This window comes from Vibrio sp. 1F279, from assembly GCF_041439815.1.
In the GTDB taxonomy this organism is placed as follows: Bacteria; Pseudomonadota; Gammaproteobacteria; order Enterobacterales; family Vibrionaceae; genus Vibrio; species Vibrio tasmaniensis_A.
This window is the reverse complement of sequence record NZ_JBGOOU010000042.1, coordinates 1-20,764: the sequence shown is the minus strand read 5'-3', so window position 1 is coordinate 20,764 and position 20,764 is coordinate 1. Positions and strand designations below refer to the sequence as shown.

Here is a 20,764-nt window from a genome sequence, read left to right as displayed (position 1 = left end):
AAGGTTTTTAGTATTCGCCAAAGGTATCAGCGACATACGAAAATAGATAATAGGTCTTGGCTATTACATCAATAGCGAGTGCCTATTACACTTGAGAATGCGTTTGGTAAACGAGGGTGAAAGCTATCACCTCTATTCGGGACAGTATTGTCTATGAGTATTTGATTTACATCAACCACTGTGAAAGCAATCGATTAAATATTGACTGATTTCGAACAAATTATAATCGATAACTCAGCTGTTCTATCCGGAAGAAGAAGCAAATCGGCATTCTCAAACATTGTAGTCAAGAAAGAACGGTATCTGGTCGGTGGAGTGAGCAATAAGAAAGGGAGAAAAAACCAAAACCAGCTTACTCAACTGGCTTTATATTTATTTGATAGCATCGCGTTTATCTTTGTGACTTGTTGTCGCTAAATCTATCTTCTAGCTTTGTTGTAGCAGCGTTCTGGGCGACCTACTGACCCGTAATTTAAGTCAGCCACTAACTCGCCAGTCGTGATAAGGAATTCCAAATAGCGTCGAGCGGTGGTTCGGCTTGCTCCAATGCGTTCGCCTGCCTCATCCGCAGTAATATCAGCGATGTCGGCTTGTTGGAAAATAGCTCTAATTTTATCAAGCGTTACACCATCGATCCCTTTAGGTAACGTAGAAACCTTTCGAGAATCTGCCTTGGCATTGGCTTGGAGCATCTTGTCGACCAAGCCTTGGTTTAAGTCAGACACACTTTCAAACTCTTGCTGCTGTGACTGATACTTTTTCAGTGCCGCTTCCAAACGAGGAAACATCACAGGTTTCAGTAAATAGTCGACGACTCCACCACGCATCGCCTGTTGCAAGGTGTCGACATCTCGGGCAGCAGTAATCAAAATCACATCACATCCCTGATTACTACCACGAACGTGGTTCAAAATATCAAGTCCGCATCCGTCCGGTAGATACACATCCAATAAAACCAAATCAGGCTTTAAGATGTCCAATTGCATTAATGCTTCAGACTGTGTGGTCGCAATCCCGACCACATCAAAGCCTCCCATCTGTTCTAAATAACGATGGTGAAGCTCTGCAATCGCAATATCATCTTCAATGACCATGACTCTCGTGATTGCGTTCATTTATGTTCTTCCTTTAACCATGCTTTTTCCGTCACTACGATCTTTACTCGATCGCTCCGTGCTCAATTATTATTGTTGTTCTTCTTTCGGTAAATACACCGTCATGCGTGACCCAAAATCAGGGTTATCAACCATTTCTAATTGCCCTTGATAACGATCTGCAAGTTGCTTAATGAGATACAAACCAACACCTCTGTTCTGCTTCGCTTTGCTCGATACGCCTTTTTCGGTGAGTGCTTTGGTCGCCAAGTCTTTCGGCAAACCACAGCCCTTGTCTTCTACTTCTACGATAATTTCATTGCCAAAATCGCTGATCGACACATCGATTACGCGACGAGCTGGTGCTATTGGCCCTTCTTGTTTAATTGCCATCATGGTTGCATCAAACGCGTTATCAATCAGGTTGCCAAGAATCGTCACGACATCCTCTGCGTTTAACCAAGCGGGTAATGCCTCAAGCCTTGACCCCTCTTCAACTTTAAGCTCCAAACCAATCTCTCGAGCTCGCTCTGTTTTGCCTAAAAGCATGCCTGCAATCAATGGATCTTTCACTGTCTCTCTTAAGAACTCAATTAAGCTCTGGTAATGAGCGGTTTCTTGACCAATCAATTGTTGAACAGAATCCAGCTCGCCCATTTGAATCAAGCCACTAATGGTGTTTAGCTTATTTTGATGCTCATGGGTTTGCGAACGCAGTAGATCAGCATACTCTTTGGTTTGTGAGAGCTGGTCTGTTAAATCGTTGATTTCATCTCGCAATCGGAAGCTGGATACCGCCCCTACCACCTCACCAGCCACTATAATTGGGCTGCGATTAGCAATGATTCGCTTATTGTTCAGGTACAGCTCAACATCGTGATCGGTATCGCCAGTCGATAACAGCTGTTCTAAGTCACTGCCCGCTAATACATCTGATAGACGTTGCTGATTGAGTGCTTTATCTCGGTCTATGGACAAAATATCGCACGCGCTTTTGTTTATTGAGCGCAAAATGCCGTTCTTATCAATGCTCAAAATACCTTCTTTCACGGTACTCATAGTCACATCAAGTTCTACATATAAGCGGCCAATTTCTTCTGGCTCAAAGCCTAAAATAGCGCGCTGAAAACGGCGAGACACATAGCTTGAAATCACCGCATTGACGGCAACCACCAGCAACGCCATCACAATCAAAAAGGCTAAGTAAGGTTCGATTCGATCTTGCAAAGAATCCAATAGATAACCCACCGACACTACCCCAATAACGGCACCTTGGTGGTCTTTTACCGCAGATTTACCACGGACAGAGAAGCCAAGTGAACCTTTAGCCGTCGACACATAAGACTCGCCCAATATCAACGCTTTTTGGTTATCGCCACCACGCATTGGTTTACCGAGCCTGTCATCATAAGGGTGAATCAGGCGGATACCTTTATCATCTCCCACAACGATAAACGCCGCACCAATGAGTTGGGTAAGGTTACGAAACTTAACTTGGGTTTCTTCAGACAGAACGTAGGGAACGCCGTTAGGATCCAACGTTCCATTTTCTTGGATAATGCTGGTGACCAGTGGCGATTCAGATAGAAATTCAGCAACACCTAACGCTTTCAAACCCATCTCTTGTTCTTGAGATTGTTTGATGTAGTAAAAACCAGCACCTGAGAGTATCAAAAGCTCAACAAGGCCAGTGACCGTCATGATAATCAGTAACCTTTTACGGAAACTGATACTGCTCCATTTCATATTCCACCGTCCCTAGTGTTAGACGAATGATGTTAACACCAAGTTAATCGCATGACCTTTCTAGGTACGTGAATTTGTGACTGCTACTCAACTAAATAATTGAGCAGGTTGTTAATTGATAACCCTTTACGTTATTCACTTCGATTAATCGTTCACTTTTAGAACGAATTAGCTTGAAAAGCAAAATAAACGAATAAATATTGAGCTAGATCACTAAGCTTTTAGGTGTTTTTTAGGTTGTTTAAAATAAATACAATTATAATCGTTGCATATGAAGAAGTTCGTTGTTGCCAAGCCATAAGTCATGATTTTCAGACCGCGCTTTAAATCGAAATTTAGATTAACAAAAAGGCAACAAGCCTTCGCTCACTGGACGTATCTATAACTAAAAGTTGCACGCTCGTCGTTACGATTGTTGAACAAACAGGTTACCTACCTAACCTCATTCATACATCTCTATTTACGCGACAGACAGGTAGACAACTCAGAGGTGACTGATAAATCAGCGCCCAATAATAAAACATTGATGAGCAGGAAGTATCGATCAGTGGCAACGTCCGATAGAAACAGGATAAAAAACATAACGTATAAACATTGTTGAAAAGGAAACCAGGCAATGAAACGCGATAACTTTGGAATTTGTCTTACTAAGACTATGCTGTTCAAACACTTACAATCGACTTTTACTCATGTAAGAGCCTATGAGAAAGACGGAACCTCTCCTCTTGATCTCAAGGTATTGTTAGCGTTCCCGCAAATGTCAGGTAGAGATTTATTACAAACAATGCAAGGTTCAAGACAATTGGTGTGGCGCGCCGATCACCATTGTCCTAGCTTTAAATAAGCCACTTCATTTTGTAAGAACACTTCTATACTGAACTTAAAGAGCACGCTTTGTTTATATACAGTAACCTAAAGGGTGTATAATGTGTACTAAGGCAGAGAGATCTGCCTTTTTCTTGCTCAATTATACATGTAGATATACAGTGTTTAATGTGTATTGTGTGTATGGGGAATATAATTTGTCATCAGTTAAAGTCAGGGCGACTATTGTAGAAGACAATACAGGTATCAAAAGCCAGATTCCTATCTTACTGACAGAGCAAGGAGAACTGAGTACTGTAACTGACTACCTACTCAAATTAGAGGCTGACGGTGTGAGTCACTCTGTAATGAACGGGTTTCTTCAAGCGGTGTCCTTGCTGTTAGATTACATGGAAGCGAATAGAGGGTTGTTTGACGATCCGAAGTTACTCTTTCAGACCTTTTCTAAGCGTTTATATACGGGAACTGTTGGCGAGGATGGGATTGATCCATCTTGTTTGTATTGGTTGCCAACTTCAACCCGTAACGTGAATGCGCACATCCATCGACTGACTATATTCACCGATTGGTTGGCAGAAAAACAAGGTACTGTAACAATGAACTCTTTGCGTGATGCCATGCCTCATGAGCAACGACTCAATTACGCTGCATGGTATCGCAAAAACCAGAACGACTTTCTTGGTCATATCAAAGATAAGACGGTCAATAAAACCATCCGTAAGGCACGAACTATTAAAGGTCGAACGGCGCTCACAAAAATCGAAGATGACGCAATTGCATTCCCTGAAAGTCATTGGGAAGATTTTTATATGAATGGTATAGGCGGTGCGAAAGACCCGCGTGTGGCGCTCAGAGATAAGTTAATTCTCCTGCTCATGCATGGTGGCGGGTTGCGGGGAAGCGAAACGTTAACGCTTTGGGTGACCGACGTATTTGAAGATCCGAATAATCCTGATTCCGCAATTGTCAGAATTTATAACGAAATAGACGGAAAAGCCCCGGATGGTTGGCGTAGTCGCTCTGGTACACAAAATAGAGAAGCCTATCTAAAAGAACAGTATGGTCGTATCCCTCGCCAGCGCATGAAAGGCACAATTCACATTGGTTGGAAGAACCGTGTGGTTGACCATAAAGATAACTACATACAGGTTCAGTGGTTCCCTACTGATTACGGCAAAGTGTTTATGTCACTTTGGAAAGACTATCAAAAGTACCGTGCCAGTGTTGACTGTCACCACCCTTATGCGTTTATTTCCTTTCATCACAGCGCACTAAGTAATCCTTATACAAAGTCTGCTTTCTACGACAACTATGCCAACGGATTAAAACGTATTGGCTTAGAGTCTAACAAAACAGAAGGTTTAGACCCACATGGACATAGACATAATTACGGTAGACGGTTGGATGATTCAGGGCTTAACCCTTTGGTCATACGCCGCTGCATGCACCACAAATCCCTAGACTCACAACTACCCTATACAGGTAAAAGTCAGAAGAAAATTTCTGACGAACTGACCCAAGCTACGCTGCAATTGGCAAACCCTGAATCCAAAATCAAACCCTTGGATTGGAAAGAGTTGATCGAGTATGGATTCGATGACATTGACCCACAAGGGTATTTCACTGGTAAGCATCCAAAGATGAGAGGGTCATAATGGAAAAATTAAAAGCCCAAAAGCGCGGTGAACGGACATCAGATTTCAGCTTTTCTTGGATGCTCACTACACATGGTTCCAAGTGGATTCAGTGGCAAGAATTCGCGGCTGAATGGATGGCAAAGCAAACTGCCGGAATTAACCATAAGAGTGATGCGCTAAAGATTTTTTTTGAAACTTACATCCTAAATTATGCCCCCTACGCCATCGATGTGGGGCTGTTTTTCAAAGGATATAACGGTCATATATGCAGCAGTGCCGAGTTAGAGAAGGCAGCGAGAACGAGAGTTAGTTATCCGACCAATGTACGACAAGCGGTAAACTATCCTAAAGATTTTGTCGACTTTATCATTACTAAACATTTTTCTGAGGAAGATGATAAGGGAAATATAATACCTTTGGTTAAAAACCCATTAAATAAAATTACAGTGACTCATTCATCCATTGAAACTGTGCGCAATCCGTTGCCCTATCGCTATATTCAGGACTTACGCCAAATTTTATGCCCACTACCAAATAAAGCAAAACTGGCAGTTATTGAGCAAAACCTTCAGCAAGGCGAAACCTTGCATCAGGCCTTTCATTACCGTCATTTTAAACACTGGACATGGGCACAGCAACAAACTGGGCAAGGTAAAGCAGGTAGAGATGGTGACTGGTTCGAGGTTGAGTCAGAGCAAGTTGATAAATCCGACCCTGATTGCGTGTGGCGCTCGAAAGAAGTTATTCGGAACAATAAAACAATCACAATTTATCAACTCTGGTCTCCCGTCAAATCGATGGCGATTTTTATAAAGCTACATTTACCACTTCGTACTTATCAGGTACGCATGTTAGATAGTGGAGAAGCCGACACATGGCGTTATAAAAACGGACGATGGGGGCTCAACGATAAGAACGACTTCGTACTAGGTAACCCCAAGCGTCCTTTTGGAAAAGGGGTATTTCGTCGCATGCACGACACCATAACCGGGCAGTATTCGACTGGACTGTATATTAATACCAATAAGACAGCCGATCAAAATAAAAATGAGCTTGAATGCGGCTACATTATTCCTTGGCAAAATGAGGAAGTGCTGTATTGGCTGGAAAAACTGCGCAATTGGCAAGAAAAATACAATCCTATTTACAAGCCAACGAATTGCACCACGCTGCTTAAAAAGCATACAGGAAAACCTAAAACTATCCAGCAGCTAGAAAACATGGGAGAAACTGCGTTTTTGTTTCGCGATGCCTCAGCAAAAGGTGACGATAAGAATAAGCCGCTAACCGGGGACTCAAACATAACATCGTTGTGGTACCAACTTTTACTAACCCTAGAAAATAAAATTGCAGCTCAAGGGGATACTCTTGATAACGGCGAACGTTTAAAGCTGGTTATAGATTATCCTGAAGATAAGTACGATGGTTCTAAGCTTGCTACGCTTTTCCCATTACATAGCTTACGTGTCTCGCTAATCACCGCTTACACGATGGATACGCAATTACCACTACCTGTTATTTCTAAACTGCTAGCAGGCCATACACGTCTATTGATGACCATTTACTACAACAAAATCACCCCGTCTGTGATGGCTGAGAAAATGGATGAAGCGAATGATGCATTGAATGCCAAATCCAAACAATCGGTACGCAACTTCCTCAAAGATGCCTCAATGGAGCAAATCCAATGCAAGATGGTGTATAGAGATGATGGCAGCATCCAAGCGGCGCTGGTTAACCGAAACCCGATCGGTTGGGAAGAGCGCTCTTATGGTTTGTGCTTGGTCGGTGGTAACACTGTAAAATCGGATGAAGTCAGCACCCTTGGAGGCTGCTGGAATGGGGGGGAGTTGGTTAAGGATGCAAGAGTTGCTATCAATCGTATTCATGACAGCGTTCCACATGGCCCTGAAAACTGTATTCGCTGCCGTTGGTTTATTACAGAGGCTCGATACCTTCCTGCGCTCAATGCCCACTTCAATCAACTGAGTTATAAAGCGCATCAGACGGCAAACCTGTCGGTGGAAATCGAACGCGAGATGGAAACCCTAAAGGATGAGCAGTTCTTCAGTGAAGAGCAAGGCAAACCGTTCATCAAGCACGATCAACTGCAAGCATTGCAGCGCCGCTACGAAAAACAGCAAATCGAAGCCAATGAATACGCCAAAGACTGGATTGCGTGTTTTGAACTTATTGGCAAAATCATTCGTGTCGAAGAAGCCAGGAAAGAGGACGACACTAAAGATAAACTGATTGCGGTTGGTTCCAAGCAAGATATCAGTCACGCCTTGAAGTTTGTCGAAACCGACTCTGAGTTGCTACACCTATCCTTGATTTGTGAAGATGCAGAATTCTACCCTGATTTGCAGGATGAACTACGCAAAACCCCTGTAATAGAAAAGCGTTCACGCAAGCTTAGTCGTGTTCTGATGAAAAAAGGCTTTGAGCCTATTTTTATGGAAATGGATGATAAACAGCAACTTATCGCAGCCAATGCCATGATGCGCCAAATGGCGAAAATCGCTGACCCAAACGATAAGCTTGAAGGCTACCGTAAAGTTGCTAGTTATATCGAAGCAGATGAATACATGGCCGATAATAAGCTGCTTTCTGAGGGTATCCTCGCTCTTACCGATAAAGCTATTCACCTAAACAGCATCGCTCTACTGAACTTATTGGAGGACTAATGGAATTAGATATTGATGTCATTCTTGCTGACTTAAAAGACGGTAAAGTGCCACGCACTCAACAAAACCTCGATAAGTTAAACGGTATCCTGAAAACATATGCGAAGTCGGGACAACGCGATTTCTCTATTACGCAAATGGGGCGAGTGTCGTCAGCGGAAGGTGGACCGGGTTATGAAGCCTTACGTGCCACTCGTAACAAGCACTACCGAACCCTAATCGAAGCGTGGGCGCAAAAGTTCAATACCAACACTAAAATGCCGGTATCCAACACCTCTCGGTCTAAGTCTATCCCTGCGGATCATAAGTTGCTAGAACGTATTCCAGATCCTGCTGTTCGTGCCTTGTTTGGTCAAATTATCGCTGAGCGTAACCGTTATCGCAAAGAAGTGAACCTGCTTAAACAGTACGCCAATATTACTATCGATAAACGCCCTGTACGCCAGTTTTGTGCCACCACAGAGCCAAGCGTCGAAGTACTATCACCCATATCGGGTGTGCTCACCGAATCAGAGAAAAAAGCCCTAGTCTATGCCATTTCTGATGAATGTATGGACAAGAACGACTGGCAAACCACTATGGCAGGTCAGGTGAAAGACATGGAGTACAGTTGCGAGGTTTTTCCACGAGGCTTTGTCACAGGGCTTCGCAAGCTATTAGTTGAGATTGATAAGTAATGGCGAGTGGGCAGCAAAAGGCGTAAGAAACCTTGATGTATTTGAGATCTGGAAAGTCCCACAGACGGAAGGTGACTGTAAACAAATCGTGTACAGAGGTCAGCTTAATCGTATTGAAGTGGCAAAAGGATTGGTTGTGGGTGAGGCGTATTAAATTAAAGTTCTACCCTAAAAAACCTTCAAAGCACTAGAAGGTGAACTACACGGTAAAGGCGTTCTGCTACATTTGACTGATTCTACCAAGAATAATACGGATAAGCCCAAAATTTACGACAATATCCCCAAAAGTGCAATCCCTACTAATATTTGTTGTGGCTTCACCACTTGGCCAGTTCAAAATGTTATATAACATTTTGAACTGTACTCAATCCTCACTAATGCTTAGTACCCGACCTTTTGCAATCCTCACAAATCTTTTGCACTCTGACTTTCTAAAACGTTATTCATGAATTGCTAATGTTCGATTTTTCGTAACGCATTTTTGTCCAGAGTCTTCATAGACCTGAAGTTTTACTCATGGCACTTTTCTCAAAAAGTGCCAGTTAACTCAGATCTGCCCCATGGTGTTTTAAATAAGGTTCTACGTTACGGCTAGTAGTCCATTGTGCTATAAACTAATCTAATGTCATTTTCGAATCGAGAAACGACTTATGAGCAAGAAAAAGCTATCAGAAAAAAAACTGCTTAAGGGTATTACACCTAAGACTGCCCACGCTGATGGGCTTGCTACAGTTTCATTAGATGAAGTGGGCCTAGAACCCTCAGAAAGCGACTATAAAGCCGTTTTGAAAAGAATTGAATCCTTGTTTGATGTGGCTGAACCAGGCACACCCGAAGGTGATGAGCTTGAAAAGCTAGTAACTTGGGTTGAAGGGTATGAAGAAGATCACTTCCCATTTTAAACTAGCTAACCTTCAGTTTTAACTCAATCAATTTAGATGGCAGTAAAATAATTTGTGCAAGAAGTCCTTGCACAATTGCTCTTACTTTCAGATACGACAAAGTCACAGGTTGTTGTATAACAGCTACATACAGAATGTTTTCATTAATTTGAATTCTGGGTGCGATGCCGGGTATTTCATCACCAAATATGGGAGGGAGAGTACCTTAGGCTTATCGTATGTCCTCGGTGGGCTGCTTTGCAATTACGCTAGATTCAAATTGATACCATTACTTCTGGCCAGACAGTAAATAGTAACTCAAAGAATAAAGCGGGGATAACCGAGGCTCTCGCTATTAGTGTAAAGCGAAGAACCGAATGCAGTAAGCTTACTTCCTCAAAGAAACAAGCTAACGCAGTTCATAGCTATCACGCCTCTGTAATTCAAATAGTCACTCGACTAAAAGGTTTAATTATCATGGTCGAACACAGCACTCTATTAGTTGATCCTTTTGGTCGAAGTTAGAATTTGAGCATAATCTCGACCAGAAAAGTGAATGTTCTTTCTTTTTCGACTAAAAAGTTTAAAAGAATTGGTCGAGAGATTGCCGGCCTTGTCGCGTCTCATGAAAATGCCAGCATTGTTAGGGTGGCCTCAATTATTGCTCCAGAAACATTCAATATCGATAAGCATTAATCCTCCCCCGGAATACAGAAGTGAAGCTTTTGATATTTTCTATGTGGGCCAATTGGTACTCACTACTTCCTGGGAAACTTCTCCAAGCTCTCGCTACTAATTTACTTATATAATGCCATGGGCTCTTTAGCTAACTTATACGAAGACAATCCGCTGAATGTATGATCTAGCGAAATTAGGAACATAACTCGAAGTGTCAAAAGCAACGCTACTAATAAACTAGCAAACCTCTCTGTTTAGGGTCGTTTTTTAAGTGATATGCTCGCCCTCTAATGCTTACTATTATCAACAATGATCCAACGGGGTTCATCCTTAAGGTTATGATTTGTAATTATTAAAATCTTTAATCTTACTTTGAAAACTTTTAAGTAATCACACATCGCAAGTTGCGATGCGCAAGTTGCGATGTGGAGTGAAAACTATCTAGAGTCTTGCTCTCTGTTAGGTAGGCTACATATGGCTCAGATTAGAAAACTATAGGTACCTATCATCGTAACTCAGAGATCCCCCAACGTTTCAGGAGCCACAGTAAAACCCATAGGACTAGCTAATGAACAATTACCGAGGAACCCTCAGTAGTTGCAGAGTTTGCAACAACCCCTACATGCCCAAATTGTCCAATAGCCTGTTGGACAAAGTTTAATACCTAAATTTTGCAAGAGGGTCTTGCAAAAGTGCGAAACAAGTTGTTTCGTAAATCGTCTTTGCCCCTAAACGTTTAGAACATAAGAAACTATCAATAGATTAATTTGTGTGTAAGCCTGTTGCACCAGTTTTTTTAGTCCCAGATACGACAAAGCCACAGGCAATGCCTATGGCTTTGTAAACAGCTACAGAATGTTTGTCATTCAAAACGAAGAGGGAACACATTCTGTGTGCAGCGTCGGGTGTTTTATTACCAAAGTATATGGAAGGGAAAGCACCTAGACTTATCATATGTCCTCGGTGGTCTGCTTTGCAATTAAGCCAAGTTCAATTCGATACAATTACTTCTGGCCAGACAGTAAATAGTACATCCAAGAAAAAGCAGGGATACCCGAGGCTCTCAACGTTAGTTTAAAGCTAAGAACTGTATGTGGCAAGCTTGCTCCTGCCCCAAGACGTGTTTAGAGCGCATGAAACCAACATAAGATTTATTTGTGCAACAGGTTGTTGGACAAACTCTAGTAACCAATTATGCAAGAGGGTCTTGCATAATTGCGAAACAGAATCGCTTGGTGATCACATTTCTAAAAAGCACAATTTCTAAAAAGTGCCAGCTAGCTCAGATCTGCCCCATTATCATTTTGAGTCACAGTTCATCACGGGATCATAAATCTGTGTTTGACCAAAATTTTATAATGAATCAATATGTGCTTAGTTGATTAACTGCAGGGTTGAACCGTGTCTACTGATATGATTGCTACTCAATTCGCAGATGCTATTTAGCTACAAGAATTTGCAAATAAATGCATATGAATCATATGGTTGTTTGACATCAAATGATAATAACAAGGTGTAGGCTGTTGTGAAAGAGAATGAAAAAGTCGATTTTAATGAGAAATTAGAAGAAGTGTTAGCGACTGAAGATTACTATCAGCCGTTAGTGGAGCTTCTTGATGATTATCGTTTTGAATACAAAGAGGTTATCCAAAAACTAGCCAGTGCTCATAACTCAGGGAAATTGAACGTTTTAGAATTTTTAAATTCCCCTCATTTCTCAGATGAAAACATTTCTCGTATACGACAATACTTGGGTGTGATTGGTTTAATTGAAGCTCCTACTAAATCTGTATTTGAAACAAGCCGAAACATTCAAAGTAAGGGAGAATATTGCTATATACCTATAAGTGAATTTTTGGGGGAAAATAAGCCACGAATTGTAGATGCTGTTGAAATGTTGGCTAAGTCACCGACTGAGTGGGAGTTTTTTTTAAGAGCGACTTTAATCAGTCAATCGAAGATCTCTATCGAAGAAAGCTTTCAATTTTCCCTAGAACTGACTGCTCATTCAAATAAAAAAATACAAACAGAAGCAATACAAGCATTAGGTTATTTAAAATACTCAAGCAACAGTGACTTACTAGCAAAAGCCCTTGAGCATATACATTCACTATTAGAACAAAACCATACTGATGAACTTGCTAGAAGTTGTTTACAGACTATTAATGAAATATGCAAAAAAGACTCTTCACTTGCTGCTAATGCCACTAAAAGCATAACATTATGCTTACTTGACGAATCGATTATGTTGCTAGAAGAAGTATCACGAATAGTTTGGTTGGATAAAGAGCATTTACCAACAGAATGGGAGGTGCTGTTTTTAAGTTTCTTTGATAAATTTTCAATTACTGATTGGCAAAAAACTCATACTGTCGACCATGCGTTAACGGCTCTTCTAAACAGGGAACGGAGCGCTGAAGTTATAGGGTTATTAGAACAAAAGCTTATTGTCAGTGGCGATGCCAACTTCGAAATCACCAGCTTTCATGATATCTCTAGAGCGATATGGGAAAGTGAATACATAGATCATGAACAGTTATTTACTCGTTGGTTTTATTCGGGCAATCACTGCCTTTGTCAGGCTGCTTCAGACATTATTTTCGAACATGAAAACTCTCCCTCTCAAGTAAGTAAAATTGAAGAGACCAAGGACTATTTCTATATCGCAAGAAAAGCCGTTGGCTGGTTATTTCTCAAACCGAAGTTAGCTACATTCTATGTACTTTCGGTACTGGAAATTTGTGATGACTCTGATTTTGAAAAAATATCTGAGTTACTATTTTACCCATTACTTATTAATACACCCCAAGCTGTTGAGGGGGTTATTAAAGAGCATATAGCGAAGTTGGATAAACGGAAAAAGAAAACCCAAGTGTTACTCAATATATTGAAGAAAAATGATGCCTATCATGATGTTCTAAAGAAAGCATCTTTAAACAAAGAACTTCACCCTAGCACTAGGCATAGAGAGGCTATGGGTCGAAAAAAATACTTTGAAAATGAAGCTATGATGAAAGAGGCACATAAGACATCTTTCTTGGCATCATTGTTTGGTAATAACTCCAAAGTATTATTGTATGGAAATAAATCTGTTTTTAAACAGTATGATGGCAATGGAGAGTCAAAAAGGCAGGTAATGCCTCTCAGCACAATAAGTCACTCAACAGAAGTGCCTATATTTTTTTCTATAGATCCCGCTGGATTAAACCGACTAATTAATATGTTTAGGTATGAGGGGTAAGTTATGAAGCTTGTTATTAAAGAATATTTATCCTCTCTTAATGAAAGAGATGAACTCGATGCAATATTGCCTGATTTATTAAGCCAGCTTGGTTTGACTGTCTTTGGCAAACCAATAAGGGGGGCAAGCGAAAGAGGCGTGGATGTTGCCGCTGTTGGCTCGTTATATGGTGGAGTTGAAAAGGTTTACCTCTTTTCAATTAAAGCGGGAGACTTAACTCGCTCTACATGGAATGGAAATGAAAACCAAGTATTAAGACCATCTCTAGATGAAATTATTGATTCCTATATTCCTCATAGACTACCACCAGAGCACAAAGGCAAACCAATTGTTATTTGCCCTTGTTTTGGTGGCGATGTGCAAACACCTGTTAGAGATTTATTTACTGGTTATATAGATTCTAGAACCAAGACTAATGAAAATATTGAATTCGAGGAATGGAACGGGGATAAACTTGCAAGCCTTATTAATGATAACTTTCTACATGAAAATTTTATGCCTGATGACACTCGTTCCTTGTTAAGGAAGTCTGTTTCGATGATTGACGAGCCAGATACCTCGTTTAGGTACTTTGCATACCTTGTTAGTATATTAAGAGAGGCAGCCGACAATGCGCCTCCTGAAAAAGTGTTAAAGAGCCTAAGACAAATCAACATATGTCTTTGGATCTTGTATGGCTGGTCAAGAAAAGAGAAAAACTTTGAAAGTGCTTATCTGTCTAGTGAGGTCGCATTGTTGAATGCTTGGCATGTCGGTAATGATTATTTTTCAAGAAAATCTAAAAATGCCAAACTAATTCAATCAGTCATACTCTCTATTAAGAATACGTATTTTAAAATTAATCATGATTTTATGACTAAAGTCATCACCCCATACGCACATGAATATGGTGCTATCTCTCGTGGAGTGTGCTCTTCATCTACAGTTGATATTAACCTCAAACTTTTCGATTTACTTGGCCGTATCTCTATACTAGGAATATGGCTTCTATGGGAATTAGAAATTTGTCAACAAAGTAATAGTGAATCTAAAGCTAGTGAACAGCAAGCATTATTTGTAGCTGATTGTATAATAAACTTGATAAGTAATAACCCTATCTTATTTTCGCCATTAAAAGATGAACAAGCTATTGATATCACTCTTGCTGTATTATTTTTAGTATCACTATCTAAGATTACTCAAGTGAAAGATTGGCTAGAAGAAATGCTATTAAGAGTGTCTGTTAACTTAAGTAACAACGGTGCTTACCCCTGTATTTTGCACGATTATATGGACTTACTCGAACACCCTAAAAATGGTACAACTGAATATTTCGAAGAATCTACAGCTGGTAGTATATTGTACTCTAATATTGGGTGTTTTTCTGCCTTATTTAACTTTGATGAGCTTTATACCAAGTTAAGTGAAATTCAAACTAACCACTTGTCGCATTGTAGTATTCAGCTATGGTATCCCGATGAAGAGTCTGAGAAAGAATTGTATATTGGTGGAAAGTATCATGGGTTTTGTTTGTCTGACTTTGATTTTAAATTAACTAAAAATGAACTATTAAGTGATATTTTTAGTGAATGTCGTGAAACCCAGTATTTTGAAAACTTATCAGCTATTAAGTATGGCTTATACCCGATAGTATTGATGGCTTGTAGAGCATATAAACTTCCAGTACCTCCTCACTTTTTTCTTCCTTTTGAAAGTAAGATAAAAGCGGTTTAGTAGTTACTAATATAGAGTGTAACGGGGGGGCACCTCTTGCCTTTTGTCTGTCCGAGTTTGACATATCTGAGGTAATTCATGAAGTGCTAATCTACGATTCCATGAAACTCATTTATGTCCAAAATCTTCACAGGCTGAATCTATCAGTTCGCTAATCATTGGCTCAAACACCCAGTTCGAGGGCTTGGTAACAAGCGATTAATTGATATGCTTTCGACAGCCGAAGACACTATGGTTGTACACAATTTGAGTGGTCGATTAGAGCATGGAGTGTTTTCGTGACCTTTGAGAATGTTAGGATTGACTTTTTAACATCATTTACCTAAATACACTGCTAAATCTCAAACGACAAAAAGCGTACACACAATTATACATAGTGTGTACGCTTATAGACCTTACCATAAGCATTGTCTGTCAAGGCTTGTAACTCATTCATAGGTTAAAATACATACTTTTCACTTTATACTCCTACAGACGTGCTCTTTTCGTTTCAGTGATCTTTGTTGCTCGCATCACGTACTTTATTACATTAACTTAACGAGTTATGAGGGTTTATAATCCTGTGAGACAATCATCTCAAGACAAATGACTATCACCCTGTTAACATTAGAGCTAATACTCTAAATGGTATTTAATGCAGATGACCAAACCAAAATTCCGACACCTTGCGCTCGCCAGTATGCTTCTCGGCACATTTGCTTCGCCAGTTTTCTCTGCCCCGCTCACTTTTTCTGAAGCGTGGCAAATATTGCAAGAGAACAACAACTCACTTGCAGCTCAACAAGCTAACGTTGAGCGTTATCAACACCTTCAGAATTCAACAAGCAGCCTTAATCTACCTTCGATCACCTTGGGGGCTAACTACACGCACCTTGATAGTGATGTGACAATTAATGGTGAACAGTTCAAAAATAGCTTAAGCGGCGTGCCAAATTTAGGTGCAGTTGGAGGTATTCTCCAGCCTATATTAAGTGGGCTTGGCGGTGTTACCTCAACCATCACCGAACAAGACATCTTCAGCTCTTCCATCCGTGCTATTTGGCCTATCTTTACTGGCGGACGAATTACCGCTGCGCAAACTGCTGCCGAAGGTAAAAGCGAAGAAGCGCAAAGCCAACTGCTGATGGAGAAACAGGCTCGCTACGAAGACTTAAGTAAATATTACTTCTCGGTGATCTTAGCGGAAGACGTCGTGAGAACACGTCAAGCCGTTGAAGCTGGCTTAACTCAGCATCGTGATTTCGCCATCAAGCTTGAACAGCAAGGACAAATTGCTCGAGTAGAACGTCTGCAGGCGGATGCTTCTTTGGATAAAGCCGTTGTTGAACGAACCAAAGCGCAGAACGACCTCAAAATTGCTCAATTAGCACTGACTCAGATCCTTGGTCAGAGCCAAAGTGTCGAACCTTCAGAACAACTCTTTATCAACAAAAACCTACCTCATATGGACGTATTTGTTGATCAAACCCTCATGACCTACCCAGGCCTTAAAATCCTTGAAGCAAAAGAGAAACAAGCGAGTAGCTTGATCAAGGCTGAAAAAGGCAAATACTACCCAGAAGTCTATCTATACGGTGATTACAGCCTGTACGAAGATGACTCGCTAGCCAGTGAAATGAAACCCGATTGGTTAGTCGGTATTGGTGTGAATGTACCGCTACTTGACACGTCAGGTCGTTCCGACAAAGTCGCTGCCGCTCATAGCGCCGTGTCTCAAGTCCAGTTTCTTAAGTCGCAAGCCAAGCAAGACTTAACCGTTTTGGTACAAAAGACCTATCTTGAAGCGAACCAAGCAATTGAAGAAGTTCAAGGCCTCAACTCAAGTCTGTCTTTAGCTCAAGAAAACCTTTCACTTCGTAAAAAAGCCTTCACTCAAGGGTTATCCAATTCGTTAGAAGTGGTTGATGCTGAGCTTTATCTTGCAAGCATTAAAACACAGCAATCTGCTGCTCGATTCAAATACCTAATTTCTCTTAATAAGCTGTTAGCACTCACCAGTGAAATGAATGCTTATTCAAGTTACTTAACGTCTTCTGTCCCGTCTGACTTCGATTCAAAAGCAGACACCGCTAGCCAGTCAAAAGGATAATTCATGAAACCTATTAAGCCATTTATTCTCTCTCTGGTTGGTATCGGCATTATTGGCTGGGTTGGATACGGCTTTTACCAAGCGTACCAACCACAGCCTGTTAAGCTTCAAGGTCAAATAGATGCGCAGCAATACAGCATCTCATCGAAAGTACCCGGCAGAATTGATGAAATATTCGTGCGTAAAGGCGATTCGGTTGAAAAAGGCGAATTGATCTTCTCCCTACTTAGCCCAGAAATTGACGCTAAATTAGAGCAAGCAAAAGCCGGTCAAAAAGCCGCTGGTGCATTAGCAAAACAAGCAGAGAATGGCGCGCGTACTCAGCAAATCCAAGCCGCTAAAGACCAATGGTTGAAAGCCAAAGCAGCTGCCGATCTCATGGATAAAACTTACCAACGTGTAAACAACCTTTATAACGATGGCGTGGTTGCCGAGCAAAAACGTGATGAAGCCGAAACACAGTGGCAAGCGGCGAAGTACACTGAAAGCGCTGCGTTCCAAATGTATCAATTAGCACAAGAAGGTGCTCGTGACGAAACCAAAGTGGCAGCCGCTCAAAAAGCGTTAATGGCAGCTGGCGCAGTAGCGGAAGTTGAAGCTTACGCAAAAGACACACAGATCCACAGCTGGTTTAGTGGTGAAGTGGCTCAAGTACTATTAAGTAGCGGTGAGTTAGCTCCTCAAGGTTTCCCTGTTGTGACCGTGATTGACACTAAAGATGCATGGGCGGTGCTCAATGTGCGTGAAGATATGTTGAAACATTTTGAGAAAGGCAGCCAATTTGAAGCTTACCTTCCAGCTCTGGATAGATCATTAACTTTCCAAGTGACTCACATTGCCGTAATGGGTGATTTCGCGACTTGGCGTTCAACAGACGCAGCACAAGGCTTCGACTTACGCACTTTTGAAGTAGAAGCGCACCCTGTCGATACCAACGAAACACTGCGTATGGGCATGAGCCTAGTGGTTGAGCTTTAGGTGACGTATGTCTGCTAACTTTCGCTCTATAAGCTCTCGATCTACAGCCTCGCAATCTAGAGGCACGCAATCACCGGAGCACCGTCAAGTGAAAAATACATTGCTTAGGCAGTGGGCGATTGTCCGCAAAGACAAATGGCTGTTGTCTTGCCTAACTTGGATTCCGTTGCTTCTTGCTGCCAGTATCTGGCTGATTTTTTCACAAGGGATCGCTCGCGACTTACCGGTTGCGGTTGTCGACCTTGAACACAGTCAAATCGCGCAACAGTTCACGCGCCTTGTTGATGCGTCACCTACCCTACAAGTGACTCAGAAATACAGCTCGGCGAGTGAAGCGGCTAAAGCGATGATTGAACGCGATATCTATGGTTATGTCGTGATACCAAGACACTTTGACCGAGACCTTTTCCTAGGCTTGAACCCGCAAGTGTCCGTTTTCTATAACAGTCAATTTATCTTGATTGGCAAACTGGTGAACTCGGCTCTGTTGCAGGCTCAAGGAACATTCAACGCGCAACTCGAAGTGGTTAAACAGCTTTCACACGGTGATACCACGGTACAATCTGCATTGGGGCAAGCGGTAACGGTACAAAGCCAGATTACGCCACTGTTTAACAAGAACACCAGCTATGCTCAGTTCTTAGTGTCTGCGGTTATTCCGGCTCTATGGCAGATCATGATTGTGGTGGGCACGATATTGGTTTTGACGGCGAACGTTAGAGCTCGTGGTCTTCATGCTTGGTTATCCAACGCCCCGATGAAATCACTAACATCAACACTAACGCCCTACCTTGTCTTGTTTTTGATGTTTGGTATCGCGTTTAGCTTTTGGTTCTATGTCCTCTTAGACTGGCCGTTTAACGGCAGTTTTGTGGCACTGACCGTCGCCCAACTGCTTACCGTCATCAGTTGTATCATCATGGGTTGTTTGTTTTTCTTCTTAACGCTTGATCCAGCAAGGGCGATGAGTTTCGCTGGCGCCTTTACAGCACCAAGCTTTGCGTTCATGGGCATTACTTTTCCAGTCACCGACATGAACACGGCAGCGCAAATCTGGAGAAGCTTATTGCCCGTGAGTCACTACATCGAAGTACAAACAGCACAATCCAGTTATGGCGTGAGCGCAGCACATTCGCTGATCAGCCTCTCCTCTATGTTGTGGTATGCAGTTCCTGCTTTCGTGGTGATGTTATTAATTAAGAAACACTTGGCACAGTCAGCTTTGTCTGCACAAACGGCTTTATCTACACAAGCGGCTATATCATCAGCACAGCCAGATACATCAGCACAACAAGGAGTAAAACGATGAGCTTTACTCAACTACTCAAGCAAGAACTGTTAGCGGTACTGCGCAACCCTGTTGTACTTCTTACGGTATTTGGTGGTGTGTTCTTCTATTCATTCTTGTATCCGTTGCCTTACGTAAACCAAGTTCCTCAACAGCTTAAAGCTTCCGTTGTGAACTTGGATAAGAGCCAAAGCAGCTACCAGTTAGAAAGAATGGTAGATGCCACATCTCAAATTGACTTGGTACGCCGTGACTCCACCATTGCCGATGCTAAGCAAGCTGTTCTTAATCAAGAGATTGGTGGGTTCATCGTCATCCCAGAGAACTTCTATAAAGACTTGCTCCTAGGTAAGAGCCCTACGCTTTCTTACGCAGGTGATGCATCTTACTTCTTAGTCTACGGAACCATTGTTGAAGGGCTTGCCAAGGCAGGCGGCACGTTAGCTGCACAAGTTAAAGTCAGTCACTTGTTAGTTGAAGGTGTGCCGTTAGAATCCGCAGCCAAAGGCTACAGTGCATTCAGCTTGAACCTAAAACCAACCTTCAATAGTCGCATGGGCTACATTGATTACGTGGTTCCAGCCGTCTTTGTGTTGATCCTGCAACAAACCTTAGCCATGGCTTCTGGTTTAGTTGGCGCGACCCAAAACGCTCAATCGACGTTTGGCTATTGGAGTAAGACCTCTCCAGCGAAACTGATACTTGCTCGCTGTTGTACCTTAGTTGGCATTTATTACCTGTTGTCGATGTATTACTTCGGCGCAAGCTTTTCGATGTATGGCATTAACCTGCTTGCCTCCATAACAAACATTTTGACCTTACTGCTACCCTTCTTATTGGCTAGTTGTTTGATCGGGATTTTTATTGGTGAGCTAGTGCCAAGAAGAGAGTTAGTCACGGTTGTGGTGTTAATCAGTTCAATGCCGCTGATCTTCTCTTCAGGTTTTATCTGGCCTGTTGAAATGATGCCTGAATGGTTAGTACTGCTGTCACAGTTATTCCCAAGCACACCCGCTATCCAAGGTTTTTTAGCGCTCAATCAGATGGGGGCATCTTGGCAAGAGGTAGCGTCTCAATGGACATTGCTATGGATACAAGTCGCTCTATGGGGCTCGTTACTCGCACTTAAGCTTTACCACAAATCGAGTAAACGTATCATTGGCTCTGTTTAACTCTATACCCAGTTAACTTGAAGATGCGCAGTTGAGCACCTGAAAATTATCATTTATT

The 20,764-nt window shown here is 41.8% G+C and carries 15 protein-coding genes and 1 pseudogene; 13 read left to right on the top strand and 3 right to left on the bottom strand.

Features of this window, described 5'->3' with window-relative positions:
* Positions 1–419 precede the first annotated feature (419 nt).
* Both ACED60_RS22080 and ACED60_RS22075 read right to left on the bottom strand, forming a co-directional pair.
* A complete protein-coding gene (locus ACED60_RS22080) occupies positions 420–1,115 on the bottom strand; it encodes a response regulator (RefSeq protein WP_009846579.1) in 696 nt (231 codons plus the stop codon).
* Positions 1,116–1,184: 69 nt separating this feature from the next.
* Positions 1,185–2,795, bottom strand: a complete 1,611-nt coding sequence (locus ACED60_RS22075) for an ATP-binding protein (RefSeq protein ID WP_371728495.1) — start codon at positions 2,793–2,795, stop codon at positions 1,185–1,187.
* Between the two features lie 661 nt (positions 2,796–3,456).
* Here ACED60_RS22075 and ACED60_RS22070 point away from each other — a divergent pair.
* The 5 genes from ACED60_RS22070 to ACED60_RS22050 all read left to right on the top strand — a co-directional run bounded on the left by ACED60_RS22070 (position 3,457) and on the right by ACED60_RS22050 (position 8,820).
* A complete protein-coding gene (locus tag ACED60_RS22070; protein ID WP_009846577.1) occupies positions 3,457–3,684 on the top strand; it encodes a hypothetical protein in 228 nt (75 codons plus the stop codon).
* A gap of 178 nt (positions 3,685–3,862) precedes the next feature.
* On the top strand, positions 3,863–5,320 hold the full coding sequence (gene gmtY / locus ACED60_RS22065) for a gamma-mobile-trio recombinase GmtY (RefSeq protein ID WP_371728490.1): 1,458 nt from the start codon (positions 3,863–3,865) through the stop codon (positions 5,318–5,320).
* A complete protein-coding gene (locus ACED60_RS22060; protein WP_371728489.1) occupies positions 5,320–7,989 on the top strand; it encodes an integrase family protein in 2,670 nt (889 codons plus the stop codon). Before gmtY ends, ACED60_RS22060 begins: the two co-directional genes overlap by 1 nt.
* The gene (gmtX, locus tag ACED60_RS22055) at positions 7,989–8,666 is read left to right on the top strand and encodes a gamma-mobile-trio protein GmtX (protein ID WP_371728488.1); all 678 of its coding nucleotides are present in this window, start codon (positions 7,989–7,991) and stop codon (positions 8,664–8,666) included. Before ACED60_RS22060 ends, gmtX begins: the two co-directional genes overlap by 1 nt.
* Entirely contained in the window at positions 8,650–8,820 is a 171-nt protein-coding gene (locus ACED60_RS22050) for a hypothetical protein (RefSeq protein WP_371728487.1), read from the top strand. Before gmtX ends, ACED60_RS22050 begins: the two co-directional genes overlap by 17 nt.
* A gap of 116 nt (positions 8,821–8,936) precedes the next feature.
* On the opposite strand, the pseudogene ACED60_RS22045 reads toward ACED60_RS22050, so the two are convergent.
* Positions 8,937–9,090: pseudogene (locus ACED60_RS22045) on the bottom strand (regulator); the annotation flags it as partial.
* A gap of 226 nt (positions 9,091–9,316) precedes the next feature.
* Between ACED60_RS22045 and ACED60_RS22040 the strand changes: the two are divergent.
* The 8 genes from ACED60_RS22040 (at position 9,317) to ACED60_RS22005 (ending at position 20,706) form a co-directional block, all read left to right on the top strand.
* Positions 9,317–9,568: a hypothetical protein gene (locus ACED60_RS22040; protein ID WP_371728486.1), complete on the top strand. Its 252-nt coding sequence runs from the start codon at positions 9,317–9,319 to the stop codon at positions 9,566–9,568.
* 2,182 nt (positions 9,569–11,750) lie between these two features.
* Complete coding sequence (locus ACED60_RS22035) at positions 11,751–13,466, top strand: hypothetical protein (protein WP_371728485.1); 1,716 nt, start codon at positions 11,751–11,753, stop codon at positions 13,464–13,466.
* Positions 13,467–13,469: 3 nt separating this feature from the next.
* On the top strand, positions 13,470–15,179 hold the full coding sequence (locus tag ACED60_RS22030; protein ID WP_371728484.1) for a hypothetical protein: 1,710 nt from the start codon (positions 13,470–13,472) through the stop codon (positions 15,177–15,179).
* Between the two features lie 138 nt (positions 15,180–15,317).
* Entirely contained in the window at positions 15,318–15,461 is a 144-nt protein-coding gene (locus tag ACED60_RS22025; RefSeq protein ID WP_371728494.1) for an antitoxin Xre/MbcA/ParS toxin-binding domain-containing protein, read from the top strand.
* A gap of 352 nt (positions 15,462–15,813) precedes the next feature.
* Positions 15,814–17,268: a TolC family protein gene (locus ACED60_RS22020; protein ID WP_012603785.1), complete on the top strand. Its 1,455-nt coding sequence runs from the start codon at positions 15,814–15,816 to the stop codon at positions 17,266–17,268.
* Between the two features lie 3 nt (positions 17,269–17,271).
* On the top strand, positions 17,272–18,246 hold the full coding sequence (locus ACED60_RS22015) for an HlyD family secretion protein (RefSeq protein WP_371728483.1): 975 nt from the start codon (positions 17,272–17,274) through the stop codon (positions 18,244–18,246).
* Positions 18,247–18,253: 7 nt separating this feature from the next.
* The gene (locus ACED60_RS22010) at positions 18,254–19,555 is read left to right on the top strand and encodes an ABC transporter permease (RefSeq protein ID WP_371728482.1); all 1,302 of its coding nucleotides are present in this window, start codon (positions 18,254–18,256) and stop codon (positions 19,553–19,555) included.
* Complete coding sequence (locus tag ACED60_RS22005; RefSeq protein ID WP_371728481.1) at positions 19,552–20,706, top strand: ABC transporter permease; 1,155 nt, start codon at positions 19,552–19,554, stop codon at positions 20,704–20,706. Before ACED60_RS22010 ends, ACED60_RS22005 begins: the two co-directional genes overlap by 4 nt.
* The last annotated feature ends 58 nt before the right edge of the window (positions 20,707–20,764 follow it).